Annotated in this window: 10 protein-coding genes, 1 tRNA gene and 1 riboswitch; of the genes, 4 read left to right on the top strand and 7 right to left on the bottom strand. The window is 72.9% G+C overall.

The genetic code is table 11. The annotated features are described in order from the left end of the window. Window positions 1-33: 33 nt before the first annotated feature. A complete protein-coding gene (cobG, locus tag DTL70_RS13310; RefSeq protein ID WP_425470358.1) occupies window positions 34-1,566 on the bottom strand; it encodes a precorrin-3B synthase in 1,533 nt (510 codons plus the stop codon). 95 nt (window positions 1,567-1,661) lie between these two features. Next, window positions 1,662-1,754: riboswitch (cobalamin riboswitch) on the top strand. Between the two features lie 115 nt (window positions 1,755-1,869). On the opposite strand from cobG, the gene cobN reads away from it, so the two are divergent. Next, window positions 1,870-5,799 (top strand): cobaltochelatase subunit CobN, encoded by a 3,930-nt coding sequence (gene cobN / locus DTL70_RS13305; RefSeq protein WP_114022118.1) that lies wholly within the window; start codon window positions 1,870-1,872, stop codon window positions 5,797-5,799. Window positions 5,800-5,853: 54 nt separating this feature from the next. Here the strand turns inward: cobN and DTL70_RS13300 are convergent, their stop codons facing one another. Both DTL70_RS13300 and DTL70_RS13295 read right to left on the bottom strand, forming a co-directional pair. Then, window positions 5,854-6,510, bottom strand: a complete 657-nt coding sequence (locus tag DTL70_RS13300; RefSeq protein ID WP_114022117.1) for a response regulator — start codon at window positions 6,508-6,510, stop codon at window positions 5,854-5,856. Continuing rightward, the gene (locus DTL70_RS13295) at window positions 6,507-7,997 is read right to left on the bottom strand and encodes a sensor histidine kinase (RefSeq protein WP_114022116.1); all 1,491 of its coding nucleotides are present in this window, start codon (window positions 7,995-7,997) and stop codon (window positions 6,507-6,509) included. The genes DTL70_RS13300 and DTL70_RS13295 overlap by 4 nt, the downstream gene beginning before the upstream one ends. 251 nt (window positions 7,998-8,248) lie before the next feature. Between DTL70_RS13295 and DTL70_RS13290 the strand changes: the two genes are divergently transcribed. Continuing rightward, a complete protein-coding gene (locus DTL70_RS13290; protein WP_181860912.1) occupies window positions 8,249-9,082 on the top strand; it encodes a TetR/AcrR family transcriptional regulator in 834 nt (277 codons plus the stop codon). 231 nt (window positions 9,083-9,313) lie between these two features. On the opposite strand, the gene DTL70_RS13285 is transcribed toward DTL70_RS13290, so the two are convergent. Further along, entirely contained in the window at window positions 9,314-9,985 is a 672-nt protein-coding gene (locus tag DTL70_RS13285; RefSeq protein ID WP_114022115.1) for a DUF3159 domain-containing protein, read from the bottom strand. Between the two features lie 292 nt (window positions 9,986-10,277). Between DTL70_RS13285 and DTL70_RS33525 the strand changes: the two genes are divergently transcribed. Then, window positions 10,278-10,436: a hypothetical protein gene (locus DTL70_RS33525; RefSeq protein WP_181860911.1), complete on the top strand. Its 159-nt coding sequence runs from the start codon at window positions 10,278-10,280 to the stop codon at window positions 10,434-10,436. A 214-nt stretch (window positions 10,437-10,650) separates the two neighbouring features. Here the strand turns inward: DTL70_RS33525 and DTL70_RS13275 are convergent, their stop codons facing one another. From DTL70_RS13275 to DTL70_RS13265, 3 genes are all read right to left on the bottom strand, one after another. After that, window positions 10,651-11,370, bottom strand: coding sequence for a TetR/AcrR family transcriptional regulator (locus DTL70_RS13275; RefSeq protein WP_114022113.1), 720 nt, complete (start codon window positions 11,368-11,370; stop codon window positions 10,651-10,653). A 509-nt stretch (window positions 11,371-11,879) separates the two neighbouring features. After that, window positions 11,880-11,953: transfer RNA gene (locus tag DTL70_RS13270), tRNA-Pro, on the bottom strand. 81 nt (window positions 11,954-12,034) lie between these two features. Then, a complete protein-coding gene (locus DTL70_RS13265) occupies window positions 12,035-12,979 on the bottom strand; it encodes a metallophosphoesterase (RefSeq protein WP_114022112.1) in 945 nt (314 codons plus the stop codon). A gap of 114 nt (window positions 12,980-13,093) precedes the next feature. On the opposite strand from DTL70_RS13265, the gene DTL70_RS13260 reads away from it, so the two are divergent. After that, entirely contained in the window at window positions 13,094-13,558 is a 465-nt protein-coding gene (locus tag DTL70_RS13260; RefSeq protein WP_114022111.1) for a GatB/YqeY domain-containing protein, read from the top strand. Window positions 13,559-13,564: the final 6 nt, after the last annotated feature.

Here is a 13,564-nt window from a genome sequence, read left to right as displayed (position 1 = left end):
GTTGGTCTGCTCTCGCTCATCGGGTCGCGTCACTCATCGGGTCGCGTCGCTCGTCGGTTCGTCGGGGCGGGGCGGGGCGGGGCGGGGCGGGGCGGGGCGTGCACGGGTGTGGCCACGGGCCGTCGCCACGGCGGCGGCGAGTTGTGTGCGCGCGTCGTCGTAGGGGACGCAGGGCGCGGGCGGGGTGGACGCCGGCTTCTGTGCGGGGTCCGCGGGGACGGTCGTCACCCGGTACCCTTCGGCCTCCGCGACCACGTCCACGTGGTCGCCTCGCGGGCGGCCGCACCGCCGCGCGCAGCCCGACCAGTAGACGGGCAGCTCATCCCTGTGACCCGAAGCATCGCCCGTGGTGTGGGCGGCCGCTTGTGCCACGCCGGCGGCCGCGTCCGTGCGGACGTCCGCCAGCGCCTTGCCGCATCCCGGCCGCCCGGTGCAGGCCCCCACTCCCCGCCACGGGGAGGCGGGCCGCGTCACCAGTCCGGCGTCGCCCAGCGCCGCCAGCGCGGCCTCCGCGGCCTCGTCCGCGACCCCGGGGACGACGACGCCGCGCCACGGTGTCACCCGTAGCTCCCCGGTGCCCGCGTGGCGGGCCGTACGTGCCAACAGCCGCCACTGGTCACCGTCCAGACGCCCCAGTGGTGCCAGTACGGACAGGGCGACGCCGTGGCCCGCGGCGGCACCGGAGCCGTCGACCGCTCTGACGAGGCCCGGTGCGGGCCCCTCCGGCGGGGCGGCCGCCGAACGCGCCGGGGACGGCGGAAAGGGGACGGTACGGGCGGCCGGCCCGACGCGTTCCGCCGTGCGGCGCAGCACGCTGCCACGGGCCTCCGGCGGGAGATCGCCGATCCGCCAGGCCCGTTCTCCGTACGCGCGTACGGCGTCGACGAAGGCCTCGGCGGCGGCGAGCGCGGCGAGGGGAGCGAGAGCGTCGGGAACGTGCAGCGCGTCCCCCTCACCGGCCGCGCGCTCGCCCTCGTGGCCGTGCCCGTGACCGCCCGGGCGCAGGAGCGCGGCCCCGTCGTCCAGCGCGAGCAACGTCACGTCCGCGCCCAGTGACGAGACGTCCCCGCGCCCGTCGTCCAGGGCGAACAGGAACCGCCCCGACAGTTCGCTCGCGTCTTCGCTCGCGCACAGAAGCCGGTCCAACTCGACGAGCCAGGGGCGTACGTCGCGGCGGCCTCCGCCGTCCAGTCCCGACAGCGGCGAGGCCACGATGTTGCGTACCCGCTCGTGTGGGGCGGAGGGCAGCAGCCGCGCGGCCTCCAGCAGGCGCCCCAACTCTTCGGCGGACCGCGCCTCCAGGCCGCGGAGTTGCAGGTTTCCGCGCGAGGTCAGGTGCAGTGCGCCGTCACCGAGGTGCAGTGCGGCAGCGGCAAGCGCCTCCGCCTGTGCGGCGTCCAGCACCCCGCCCGGCACCCGGACGCGTGCCAGCGCCCCGTCGTCCGCGTGGTGCAGCCGCAGCGCTCCCGGGCACGCGTCCCCGCGCGCACGGGGCGCCGCGCAACGTGTTGCACCAGCAACTGTCGCGGCGTCCTGGACGGACGGAGGGGAGGGGGTCACGGACATGGCCGCGAGCATACCCACCGGCAAGGGTGCCCTCCCGCACGGAGCCGAACCCCCGTACGATGCCTGCTGAGCGCGTACCACCCGGTCCGCGCTCATCGCCGGCGACGGCGACTGGGGAGGAAGCCGGTGGAAATCCGGCGCGGTCCCGCCACTGTGAGCCCGGCCACGGCCGGGTGAGTCAGGAACTCCCTTCCCCGAGCTCTCGGCTCCTGCCCGGCCTCCGGCCGGCGGGGTGTCCGCGGGCAGGGGAGACCCATACCGACACCCGGGGCGTGGACACCCCGAGGAAGGGCCGACCGCAGCATGCTGCTCTCGTCACGCGACGCCGCTCAGGGGGACGTCACCCCGCGGGTGATCCTCCTCCTCTCGACCTCCGACACGGACCTCCTCAGCGCTCGCGCGGCGAACGAGAGCGCGTCCGCCGCCGAGGCGGCGGCCTCTTCCCCGGCCGCGAACCCCCTTTCCTACCGGTACGCCAACCCGACCCGGCTGTCCGAAGGGGCGCTCCAGGAGGAGCTCGGCGCGCTCCTCGACGGTGTCGACCTCGTCGTCGTCCGCCTGCTGGGCGGTATCCGCGCCTGGCAGCAGGGTGTCGACCTGCTCCGCGAGAGCGGCCGTCCGCTCGTCGTCCTGACGGGCGAACAGGCCCCGGACGCCCAGCTGATGGCCGCCTCGACGGTGCCGATCGGTGTGGCCGCCGAGGCACACGCCTACCTGGCACACGGCGGCCCGGCGAACCTCACGCAGCTGGCCGGGTTCCTCTCGGACACGGTCCTGCTGACCGGGCACGGCTTCGAGCCGCCCGCCCCGGCGCCCTCGTGGGGCGCGCTGCGGCGGGATCCAGGACCGCACGCGGCCGCGTTGCCCGCCGACGCGCCGACCGTGGCGGTGCTCTACTACCGTGCGCACCACATGAGCGGGAACACGGCGTTCGCCGCGGCGCTGTGCGACGCGATCGAGGCGGCGGGCGGCAGGGCGCTTCCGCTGTACGTGGCGTCCCTGCGCACGCCGGAGCCGGAGCTCGTCGAGGAGCTGCGTGCGGCGGATGTGATCGTCACGACCGTGCTGGCGGCGGGTGGCGCGGGTGGCACCAAGCCGGCCGACGCCCAGGCGGGCGGCGACGACGAGGCGTGGGACGCGGGCGCGCTCACCGGCCTGGACGTGCCGATCATCCAGGCGCTGTGTCTGACGGCCCCCCGCTCGGACTGGGAGCGCAACGACGAGGGCGTCTCACCGCTCGACGCGGCGAGCCAGATCGCGGTGCCGGAGTTCGACGGCCGTCTGATCACCGTGCCGTTCTCCTTCAAGGAGATCGACGAGGACGGTCTGCCCTCGTACGTCGCCGACCCGGAGCGGGCGGCGCGGGTCGCGGGCATCGCGGTGCGGCACGCCAGGCTGCGGCACATTCCGGCGGGCGAGAAGCGGCTCGCGCTCGTGTTGTCGGCGTATCCGACCAAGCACGCGCGGATCGGCAACGCGGTGGGTCTGGACACTCCGGCCAGTGCGATGGCGCTGCTGCGGCGCCTGGTGGCGGAGGGCTACGACTTCGGCCCGCCCGAGGACATCCCGGGCCTCGTACCCGGGGCCGACGCCGCACCCGCATCCGCACCCGCACCCGCACCCGCACAGAAGGGGGGTAGTGGTGGAACCGTCACCCCCCAAGGTGGTGACGCGCGCGCAACACCCCCCGGGCCGGCCCACGGAACACCCCCCGGGCAAGCCGCCGCCGAAGGCCACGAAGCGGACGCCGGTGAAGGCGAGGCCGACGGCAGTGGCGAGCACGAGGGCGACGCGCTCATCAGGGCGCTCATCGACGCGGGCGGTCACGATCAGGACTGGCTGACCGAGGAGCAACTGGCCCGCAACCCGGTCCGTATCCCGGCGGCGGACTACCGCCGCTGGTACGCCACGCTCCCGCGGGAACTGCGGGACGCGGTCGAGGAGCACTGGGGTCCTCCGCCCGGCGAGATGTTCGTCGACCGTACGCACAACCCCGAGGGCGACATCGTGCTGGCGGCGCTGCGCCGCGGCAACCTGCTCGTCCTCATCCAGCCGCCCCGCGGCTTCGGCGAGAACCCCATCGCCATCTACCACGACCCCGACCTGCCGCCTTCACACCACTACCTGGCCGCCTACCGCTGGATCGCCGCCCCGCGAGCGGAGGGCGGCTTCGGCGCGGACGCGATGATCCACCTGGGCAAGCACGGCAACCTGGAGTGGCTGCCGGGCAAGAACGCGGGCCTGTCCGCCGCCTGCGCGCCCGACGCGGCGCTGGGCGACCTCCCGCTGGTCTACCCGTTCCTGGTCAACGACCCGGGAGAGGGCACGCAGGCCAAGCGCCGGGTGCACGCCACACTCGTCGACCACCTCGTCCCGCCGATGGCGCGCGCCGACTCCTACGGCGACATCGCCCGGCTGGAACAACTGCTGGACGAGTACGCGCAGATCTCCTCGATGGACCCGGCGAAGCTGCCGGCGATCCGGGCGCAGATCTGGACGCTGATCCAGGCGGCGAAGCTCGACCACGACCTCGGCATGGAGGAGCGCCCCGACGACGAGGGCTTCGACGACTTCCTGCTGCACGTCGACGGCTGGCTGTGCGAGGTGAAGGACGCCCAGATCCGCGACGGTCTGCACGTGCTGGGTACCGCGCCCGGCGGCGAGGACCGGGTGAACCTCGTCCTGGCCATCCTGCGCGCCCGCCAGATCTGGGGCGGCGCACACACGCTGCCGGGCCTGCGGGAGGCACTGGGCCTGGACGAATCGGCGGCGACCCGCACGGCCTCCGACGCGGCGGAGGCACGGGCGCGCGCACTGGTCGAGGAGATGGAGGCGGCCGGATGGGACCCGGCCGCGGTCGACGCGGTGGCGGCGGAACAGCCCCCGCGGGTCGCCGACATCCTCACCTTCGCCGCCCGCGAAGTGGTGCCCCGGCTGGACGCGACCACCGACGAACTCGACCACACCGTGCACGCGTTGGCGGGCGGCTTCGTCCCCGCGGGGCCCTCGGGGTCGCCGCTGCGCGGACTGGTCAACGTCCTGCCGACGGGCCGCAACTTCTACTCCGTCGACCCGAAGGCCGTCCCCTCCCGGCTCGCGTGGGAGACGGGCCAGGCACTGGCCGACTCCCTCCTGGAGCGCTACCGCGGCGACAACGGCGCCTGGCCCACCTCCGTCGGCCTGTCCCTGTGGGGGACGAGCGCCATGCGCACCGCGGGCGACGACATCGCCGAGGCCCTGGCCCTGCTGGGCGTCCGCCCCGTGTGGGACGACGCCTCGCGCCGGGTGACGGGGCTCGAACCCGTTCCACACGAGGAACTGGGGCGCCCGCGCATCGACGTGACGCTGCGCATCTCCGGGTTCTTCCGCGACGCGTTCCCGCACACGGTGGGGCTGCTGGACGACGCGGTGCGCCTGGCCGCGGGGCTGGACGAGCCGGACGAGATCAACTTCGTGCGCGCCCACACCCGCCAGGACCTGGCCGAGCACGGGGACGAACGCCGGGCCACCACCCGCATCTTCGGCTCCCGCCCCGGCACGTACGGCGCGGGCCTCCTGCAACTGATCGACTCCCGCGACTGGCGCACCGACGCCGACCTCGCCGAGGTCTACACCGTCTGGGGCGGATACGCCTACGGGCGGGAACTGGACGGCCGTCCGGCCCGCGAGGAGATGGAGACCGCCTACAAGCGGATCGCGGTGGCCGCCAAGAACACCGACACCCGCGAGCACGACATCGCCGACTCGGACGACTACTTCCAGTACCACGGTGGCATGGTCGCCACCGTGCGCGCCCTGCGCGGCACCGCACCCGAGGCCTACATCGGCGACTCCACCCGCCCCGAGACGGTGCGCACCCGCACCCTGGTGGAGGAGACGTCCCGCGTCTTCCGGGCCCGCGTCGTCAACCCCAAGTGGATCGAGGCGATGCGCCGCCACGGCTACAAGGGCGCCTTCGAACTGGCGGCGACGGTCGACTACCTCTTCGGCTACGACGCCACCACCGGCGTGGTGGCCGACTGGATGTACGACAAGCTCACCGAGGCCTACGTCATGGACGAGGCCACCCGCGGCTTCCTCCAGGACGCCAACCCCTGGGCGCTGCACGGCATCGCGGAACGCCTCCTGGAGGCCGAGTCCCGCGGCATGTGGTCGAAACCCGATCCGGCCGCACTCGACGCGCTGCGCCAGATCTACCTGGAGACGGAAGGGGAGCTGGAGGGCGACGAGTGACGCCCCGGGCCTGGGCGGAACCCCTCCGCCCGGTGCCCCTCCCTTCCCCGGCGCTCACCCGCCCGGCGTCACCAGGCCCACCTCGAAGGCGAACACCGCCGCCTGCGTACGGTCCCGCAGCCCCAGCTTGACCAGGATCCGGCTCACGTGGGTCTTGACCGTGGACTCCGCCACGATCAGGTGCTCGGCGATCTCCCCGTTGGAGAACCCCTGGGCGACCAGCGCCAGCACCTCGGTCTCCCGCTCGGTCAGCTCCTCCACGCGCTCGGGGGCCTGCGGGCGCGGGCCCCCGAGCCGGGAGAACTCGGTGATCAGCCGCTTGGTCACCGTCGGCGCGAGCAGCGCCTCGCCCGAGGCCACCACCCGGACCCCCTCGGCGAGCTGACCTGTGGAGGCGTCCTTCAGCAGGAAGCCGCTGGCTCCGGCGCGCAGCGCCTGGTAGACGTACTCGTCCAGGTCGAAGGTGGTGAGGATCAGCACCTTCGTGCCGGAGTCGAGGGCGGCGATCTCCTTCGTGGCCTCAAGCCCGTTCATGCCGGGCATGCGGATGTCCATCAGCACCACGTCGGGCCGCAGTTCGGCCACCTTCGCGACCGCCTCCTCACCCCCGGCCGCCTCCCCCGTGACCTCGATGTCCGGCATGGCCCCCAGCAGCACGGAGAACCCCTCGCGGACCATGGCCTGGTCGTCGACGATCAGTACCCGGATCACGCCGCGCCCTCCCCGAGGCCGTCACCCGCGGCAGGCCGCGCCGGGCCCGCCGCCGGGCCGGAGCCGGCCGCCGCTCGCCCGGACCCCGCCGAGCCCGCCGAGCCCGCCGAGCCCGCCGCCTCGGTCGGCGTCGCCGTACCGGCGGGCAGGAAGACCGCCACCTCGAAGCCGCCCTCCGGCGTGCCGGACGCGGTCATCTCGCCGCCGAGCACCTGCACCCGCTCCCGCATGCCGAGCAGCCCGTGCCCGCCACCGCCCCGCGGGGGCGGGGCCGCGGCCCGTGCCCCGCCTCCGGGCCCCGAAGGCCGTTGCTCCGGGGGCCCGTTGACCACCCGTACGCCCAGTCCGCCGAGCACGTAGGACAGCTCCACCCGGGCCGGTGCGCCGGGGGAGTGGCGCAACGCGTTGCTCAGCGCCTCCTGCACGATGCGGTACGCGGACAGCTCCACCCCCTGCGACAGCGGCGCGACCGCGCCGGTGACCACGCTGTCGACCTCCAGACCCGCGGAGCGCACGCTCGCGTACAGCGCGTCGAGGTCGGCGAGGGTGGGCTGCGGGGCCTGCGGCGCGTCGTCGGCGTACGCGTCGGGGTCCTCGGCCCGTACGACACCCAGGATGCGGCGCAGCTCGGTCAGCGCGGCCACGGCGTTCTCCCGGATGGTGGCGAACGACGTCGCCAGCTCGGGCGGGGGCTCCGCCACCCGGTAGGGGGCGGCCTCCGCCTGGATGGCGATGACGGACATGTGGTGGGCGAGCACGTCGTGCAGCTCCCGGGCGATGGTGTTGCGCTCCTCCAGCAGCGTACGGCGGGACCGTTCGCGCGCGGTGACCGTCTCCGTCTCCACCACGTGCTGCCGCTCCTGCCGCCACGCCCGAATGGCCGCGGCGGTCACCAGCGCCACGGCGGCGAACGTCGCGATCGAGGGCAGGGCCGTCATGACGCCGCCGGTCAGCGCCGCGAGCAGCGTGCTGACCGCCACCGTGACCAGCCACATCTCCGCCGCGACCCGGGGCCGGGTACGCAGCACCACGAGCACCATCACGAACAGGTGCCCCGCCATCGCGATCTCGGTGCGCGGCTCGGTGAACGAGTACAGCGACGTCGGCAGACTGAGCACCACGGCGCACAGCGACATCCAGTACGCCCCCACGGGGCGGAACACCACCATGCCCACGGACATCGACACCAGCACGGTGAACACCAGGTCGAACAGCGCACCGGAGGCGCGGAACTCCACGGTCTTGGTCGTGGAGACGAGGAAGAACAGCACCGCGGCGGCCAGCACAGCACCGTGCGGCAGCCACCGCACGTACCGGCCCAGCCCACCGGGCAGCCGCTTCTCCCAGCGGGCCACCCACCCGGCTCGGAGCGGAGGCAGCGGATCGTATCCGAACGGATCCGACAGCAGGTCCCCGCGCAGGTTCGCGAACCCGTGCCGGGCGAACCTGGCCTCCGGGCGGGCATCGGTGTGGTGCGTCTGCGTCATACCGACACGCTATGCAGCCGCCGGCCCCGGGTCGTCCGCACAGAAGATGATCCGCGCGGCTCCGTCTCAAGTACTACCCCGGGTACACGGGCAGCTCGCCCACCGCCGCCGTCGCCTCCCCTCCTGCGAGACGGGCAGGCCGGCGTAGCGGGGATACGAGCCGCCACCTCCCAGAATCAGGGAGCGCTCCCCACTCGGGCCGACGATAGCATCACGCCGGGGAGGACTCCCCGTTTCCACCGGAGGTGACGATGACCGAGGACAGGCGCGGCGGCCACGCAGGGGCGAAGGGGAGTGGCCGCCACGGCGACCACGACGCGCGCGGCGGTCGCGGCGACCACGACGCGCGCGGCGGTCGCGGCGGGCGCCCGCCGGCCGGTGAGGGCCCGCCCCCCGCCTCGCCCGCGGCATCCCCCCGCCGGCGCCGCGACGCACGCCGCAACAGGGAACTCCTCACCGACGCCGCCCACGAGGTCTTCACCGAGCAGGGACTGGAAGCGCCCTTCGACGTGATCGCCCGACGAGCCGGCATCGGCAACGCCACGCTCTACCGCCACTTCCCCACCCGCGCCGCCCTCGTGGACGCCGTCTTCCGCGACCTGCTGACGCACACGATGACCGTCGGCGAACAGGCCCGAACCGCCGAGGACGCGTGGTCGGGACTGTGCGACTACCTCGCGGAGATCTTCACCGTCCTGGCCACCGACCGCGGCGCGAACGACCTGATGACCACCCACCTCGAAGGCGTCGAGACGCTGGAGACGGTGCACGCGCACAACCGCGAGACGGTCGAGATCCTGCTGCGACGAGGGCACGCGGAAGCCACCATCCGTGCCGATGTCACCACCGAGGACCTCCTGTTCAGCTTCGCGGCCCTGGGCCGCGCCGTCCCCGCACTCACCGCCGCCACGACCCCCGACGCCTGGCGCCGCCCCCTCACCCTCTTCCTCGACGCCCTCCGCGCCCCCACCCTCTCCCCGTCCCCCCTCCCCACCCCGCCCCTCACCCCACCCCAACTGGCCACCACCCTCCACCAACTGGGCCCCGACCGGGGCCCGCACCCGGGCCCGCACGAAAAAAGGTGACGCACGGGCGACACGTCCCCAGCCGGGGACGCCGCGTACGGGTCTCAGATCGTGGCCGCGTCCAGCCAGGCCGTGCGGAGCGCGGGCCTGGCTGCTGAGCGCGAAGCGGTTGCTCACTTGCACGGATTCACCTCTTCCTTCGGCCGGGGGACGAAGACGTCGTTCAGCTGTGGCTGCGCCGACGAAGGGTGGGCGGCCCGTCCGGTACGGACGAGGAACAAAAGCCGCCGGTCAGGTCTGCTCGGTGGGCAGCAGTCCTACGGCCTTCAGCCGGTTGTCGGAAGCTCGGACGGCCCAGGCGACGGCCAGGAGGCCGACGGCGAGGAGCGGATAGCCCATGGCGATCTTGGCGAAGCCCAGTGAGCCGACCTCGTCGGCCTGGTAGAGGTACTGCTGGACGGCGAACCGGGCGCCGAAGAGGGCGGCCAGCACCAGGGTGGCGACGTCGTAGTAGATCCGCGAACGCTTGTCCGCCCGCCAGACGGTGCCCTTGCCGGTCGTCGAGTTCCAGATCAGGCCCGCCAGGGGCCAGCGCAGCGCCACGGAGAGGACGAAGGCGACGGCGCCGGCCAGGCTCGCCCAGATACCGATGAGGAAGAAGTCCTTGGCGGATCCCGTGTACCAGGAGACGCCGGCGGCGATGGCCACGCCGAAGACGCCGCCGAGGGCGGGCTGGATCGACTCCCTGCGCATCAGCCTCTGCACCGCGATGCCGCAGGCGACGAGGAGAGCGGCGAGGATGCCGACCTTGAGCCCGCCGGCGCTGTTGGCGACGACGAACACCAGGGCGGGCAGCGCCGAGTAGACGACCCCCTTGACGCCGCCCGCCTGGTCGAGGGCCGACTTCTTCCGGTCTGCCGTCTGCACGGCGGTCGCCGTCTCCTGGGGACTGGTGATCTGCATGGTGATCCGTCCTTCCGGGGTGGTCTTGAGGGCGGAAAGTTTCGTCACTGAGGGACATGTTGTCACTAAGTGACGATCGAAGCCACCCCGTGCGGTGTGCCCTGGGCCACACCTCGGCGAACTCCCCGCCCAGCGGGTCGCCCGTCCTCCGGTAGGGCGAGCACGGCCTCGCCGACGGTTCGGCGCTCGCTGTCGACCTCCCCCGCGTCAGCCGTCTCGCTCAGTCCGCCGCCGACTCCTCGTGGAGGTCGCGGCCGTCGCGGACGTCGCAACCCCTGGTGCGGTACAGGGTGTGCTGCCGCGCACGGTGCGCGGCTCCGCCGCGATGCGCGACGTGCTGGCCGACTCCGCACCGGAGGGGCCCTACCGGAGGGCTCCGGCGGAGCATCCGCACGCCGAGGCCGACGCCGTCTTCCTGGCACGAGCCTCGCCCGCCGCGGATCGGGCTTGAGCGGACAGTGCCCTACCTGCGCCGGCTACGGCAGGACCACCCGGACCTGGCTGACCTGCACGCGAACACCCCGAAGGGGCAAGAACGCACCGGAGAGGCCATGCTCTGGGGACCTCGCGTGTTGAGGTGGCGTGCACGGTGCAGGCAGCAGCGGACGGCTCCGCTCCCGCGTCCGTGGCTGAGGCCGCCGGAGTGTGCCGCTCAGGGGCGCCGCTCAGATCCCCTGTCGGTCAGCAGCGGCCTCGTCCGGCTCGGCGGGTGCCCCGTCGACGTGGACCGGGTCGCCCACGGCGCCTCCGGTGGCCGTGCGGACGGCGTCCGCGATGAAAGCGAAGTTCTCGTCACCGAGCTCTCGTGGATCGGCGCCGTCCAGAAGGCCGGCGCCGACGTACTCGTTGATGACGCGCAGGGAGGCCCCGGTGGCGGCGGCGTGCAGACGTACCTCGAGGTCGTCGGGCTTGCGTCCGAGGCGAGTCGCGATGACCCCGGCGAGTTCGTGTTCCACCTGGTCGCAGGCCATCAGCCAGGCCGTGCGCAGGGCCGGTTCGGTCTCGGCCAAGCGCATCATCTTGACGCCCAGCCCGGCGTCGGCCTGCTCCAGCGGGCTGATCTCGTTGACAAACCGCTTCGCCTCCGTGGCGAAGTGCTCCTCCAGGGAGCGGTGCAGTGGCCAACTGCGCAGAGAGGTCAGTTCCCACTCCACGCTCTGCGCCACGATCGGCTCCGCACAGCTCTCCTTGCTGCGGAAATGCCGCCAGATGGTGCGGGTCGACAGACCCACCGCCTCCGCGATCTGGTCACCGCTCGTGCCGTCGACGCCCTGCGCCCAGAATAGGCGTGCCGCCTCCCGCGAGATCTCCAGACGTACGCGACGGCGCCGCTGCTCACTCATCCCGCCACGGCTGCGTTCGGTCGCTGCCACGTCGTCGGCCATCGTGCGCCACCCTTCACCCTCACGTTCACTGAGTGCCATTTTGGCATTAAGTGACGCAATGTGCCAGCTGTGCGCTCCGCTTCGGAGGCTCGCCGGGAGTCCCTTGCCACCCCGTGTCACTTAGTTACCCTGCCGCTAAGTGACACGGGGTGGTCGGTGCTGTGCACTTCTGATCTTGCTCTTTGTCGGAGGCGGTTTCTTCGCGGCGGCAGCACGTACCACTGATTCGCCCTGGCTCCAGGTGGTCCTTGCGGTATCCGGCGGCGGCCTGACGTGTGGTCTGCTGTCCGACGCCTTCCTTGGTCTCCGTGAGTGCATGCCGGGTCAGGCGCACGAGTGGCAGGGAGAGCCTGAGCTCATAGAGGCGGAGTCGATCTTCGCGCTCGTGACGTCGAGGGTTCTCGCGCGTCTGGAGGCGGAGTGGTGCGATCCACGGAGCTATAGTCACTCACGACGCAACCAGGGCCCACCTTCCGCATGGAAGACGGGCCCTGGTTGCTGTTTCTCTGTCGGGGTGGCGGGATTTGAACCCACGACCTCTTCGTCCCGAACGAAGCGCGCTGCCAAGCTGCGCTACACCCCGAAGCAACGAGGACTACTTTAGCTCAGGGGAGCGCTGAGGTGAAATCGGGTTTCCCGGGGTCGGCCGCGGGGGTCCCGCGGGTCAGGACTCGCGGGGGTGGAGGGTGAGGAGGGTGGCCTCCGGGGGGCAGGCGAAGCGGACCGGGGTGTAGCGGTTGGTGCCGCAGCCCGCGCTGACGTGGAGGTACGACTCGTGTCCGCCGGCCCGGTGGGTGGAGAGCCCCTTGACCCGCTCGGTGTCGAGGTCGCAGTTGGTGACCAGGGCGCCGTAGAAGGGGACGCAGAGCTGGCCGCCGTGGGTGTGCCCGGCGAGGATCAGGGGGTAGCGGTCCGCGGTGAACGCGTCGAGTACGCGCAGGTACGGAGCGTGTACGACGGCGAGGGAGAAGTCCGCGTCCTCCTCGGGGCCGCCGGCCACCTCGCCGTACCGGTCGCGCTTGATGTGCGGGTCGTCCAGGCCGGTCAGCGCGATCTCCTGGCCGCCGTCCAGTTTGAGGCGGCCCCTGGTGTTGGTCAGGCCGATCCAGCCGGCGGCGTCGAAGGCGTCGCGCAGCTCCTCCCACGGGTTGTGGATGGCGCCGACGGCGGGTGCGTTGCCGTTCAGGCCGTGCCGGCCGCTGGCCTTCTCCCGCAGATACTTCGCGGGGTTGCGCGGCTTCGGTCCGTAGTAGTCGTTCGAGCCGAAGACGTACGCGCCCGGGTACTCCATCAACGGGCCCAGGGCGTCGAGGACTTCGGGGACGCCCTCGGTGTCGGACAGGTTGTCCCCTGTGTTGATCACGAAGTCGGGCCGCAGGGCCGCCAGCTCGCGCAGCCACCGCTGCTTCTTGCGCTGGCCGCAGACCATGTGGATGTCGGAGACCTGGAGGACGCGCAGCGGGTGCATACCGGGCGGCAGGACGGGCACGGAGACCCGGCGCAGGCGGAACGAGCGGGCTTCGACGCCCGCCGCGTATCCCACGCAGGCCGCGCCGAACGCGGTGAGGCCGACGGCTGTCTTGAGGGGGATCCGGTATCGCGCGCGCATGGCCCCATGGTTGCAGATCCGGGCTCGTACGCGGAGGCGCGCGGTGATCACGTGGGCCGGTGCGGGCCCTCATATGCCGGGCGTCAGGTACACGGCGGGTGGCACACTGACCTCATGACCACGCTCAAGTCCCGGCTGCAGGACGACCTGACCGCAGCGATCAAGGAGCGCGACGAGCTGCGCTCCGCCACGCTTCGGATGACCCTTTCCGCGATCACGAAGGAGGAGGTCGCGGGCACCAGCGCGCGCGAGCTCTCCGACGACGAGGTGCAGAAGGTCATCACCCGTGAGGCGAAGAAGCGGCGCGAGGCGGCCGAGGCGTTCGCGGGCGGCGGCCGGACGGAGCAGGCCGAGCGGGAGCGGGCCGAGGGGGAGGTTCTGGCGGACTACCTGCCCCAGCAGCTCTCCGACGAGGAACTGGCGACGCTCGTCGCCGAGGCCGTGGAGGAGGCCCGGGCCGCCGGTGCCGAGGGTCCCAGGGCGATGGGGGCCGTCATGAAGATCGTCAACCCGAGGGTCGGGGACCGGGCGGAGGGCGGCCGTGTCGCCGCTGCCGTCAAGAAGCGCCTCGCGCAGTAGCCCTTC

Origin of the sequence: Streptomyces diacarni, from assembly GCF_003323715.1 — a bacterium.
Classification (GTDB): Bacteria; Actinomycetota; Actinomycetes; order Streptomycetales; family Streptomycetaceae; genus Streptomyces; species Streptomyces diacarni.
This window is presented reverse-complemented; position numbering and strand designations above follow the sequence as displayed.

What these genes read in the sequence shown, in the direction of transcription:
- cobG (WP_425470358.1), bottom strand. Translation starts at nt 1,566, where the DNA reads ATGTCCGTGACCCCCTCCCCTCCGTCCGTCCAGGACGCCGCGACAGTT.
- cobN (WP_114022118.1), top strand. Translation starts at nt 1,870, where the DNA reads ATGCTGCTCTCGTCACGCGACGCCGCTCAGGGGGACGTCACCCCGCGG.
- DTL70_RS13295 (WP_114022116.1), bottom strand. Translation starts at nt 7,997, where the DNA reads ATGACGCAGACGCACCACACCGATGCCCGCCCGGAGGCCAGGTTCGCC.
- DTL70_RS13290 (WP_181860912.1), top strand. Translation starts at nt 8,249, where the DNA reads ATGACCGAGGACAGGCGCGGCGGCCACGCAGGGGCGAAGGGGAGTGGC.
- DTL70_RS13285 (WP_114022115.1), bottom strand. Translation starts at nt 9,985, where the DNA reads ATGCAGATCACCAGTCCCCAGGAGACGGCGACCGCCGTGCAGACGGCA.
- DTL70_RS13275 (WP_114022113.1), bottom strand. Translation starts at nt 11,370, where the DNA reads ATGGCCGACGACGTGGCAGCGACCGAACGCAGCCGTGGCGGGATGAGT.
- DTL70_RS13265 (WP_114022112.1), bottom strand. Translation starts at nt 12,979, where the DNA reads ATGCGCGCGCGATACCGGATCCCCCTCAAGACAGCCGTCGGCCTCACC.
- DTL70_RS13260 (WP_114022111.1), top strand. Translation starts at nt 13,094, where the DNA reads ATGACCACGCTCAAGTCCCGGCTGCAGGACGACCTGACCGCAGCGATC.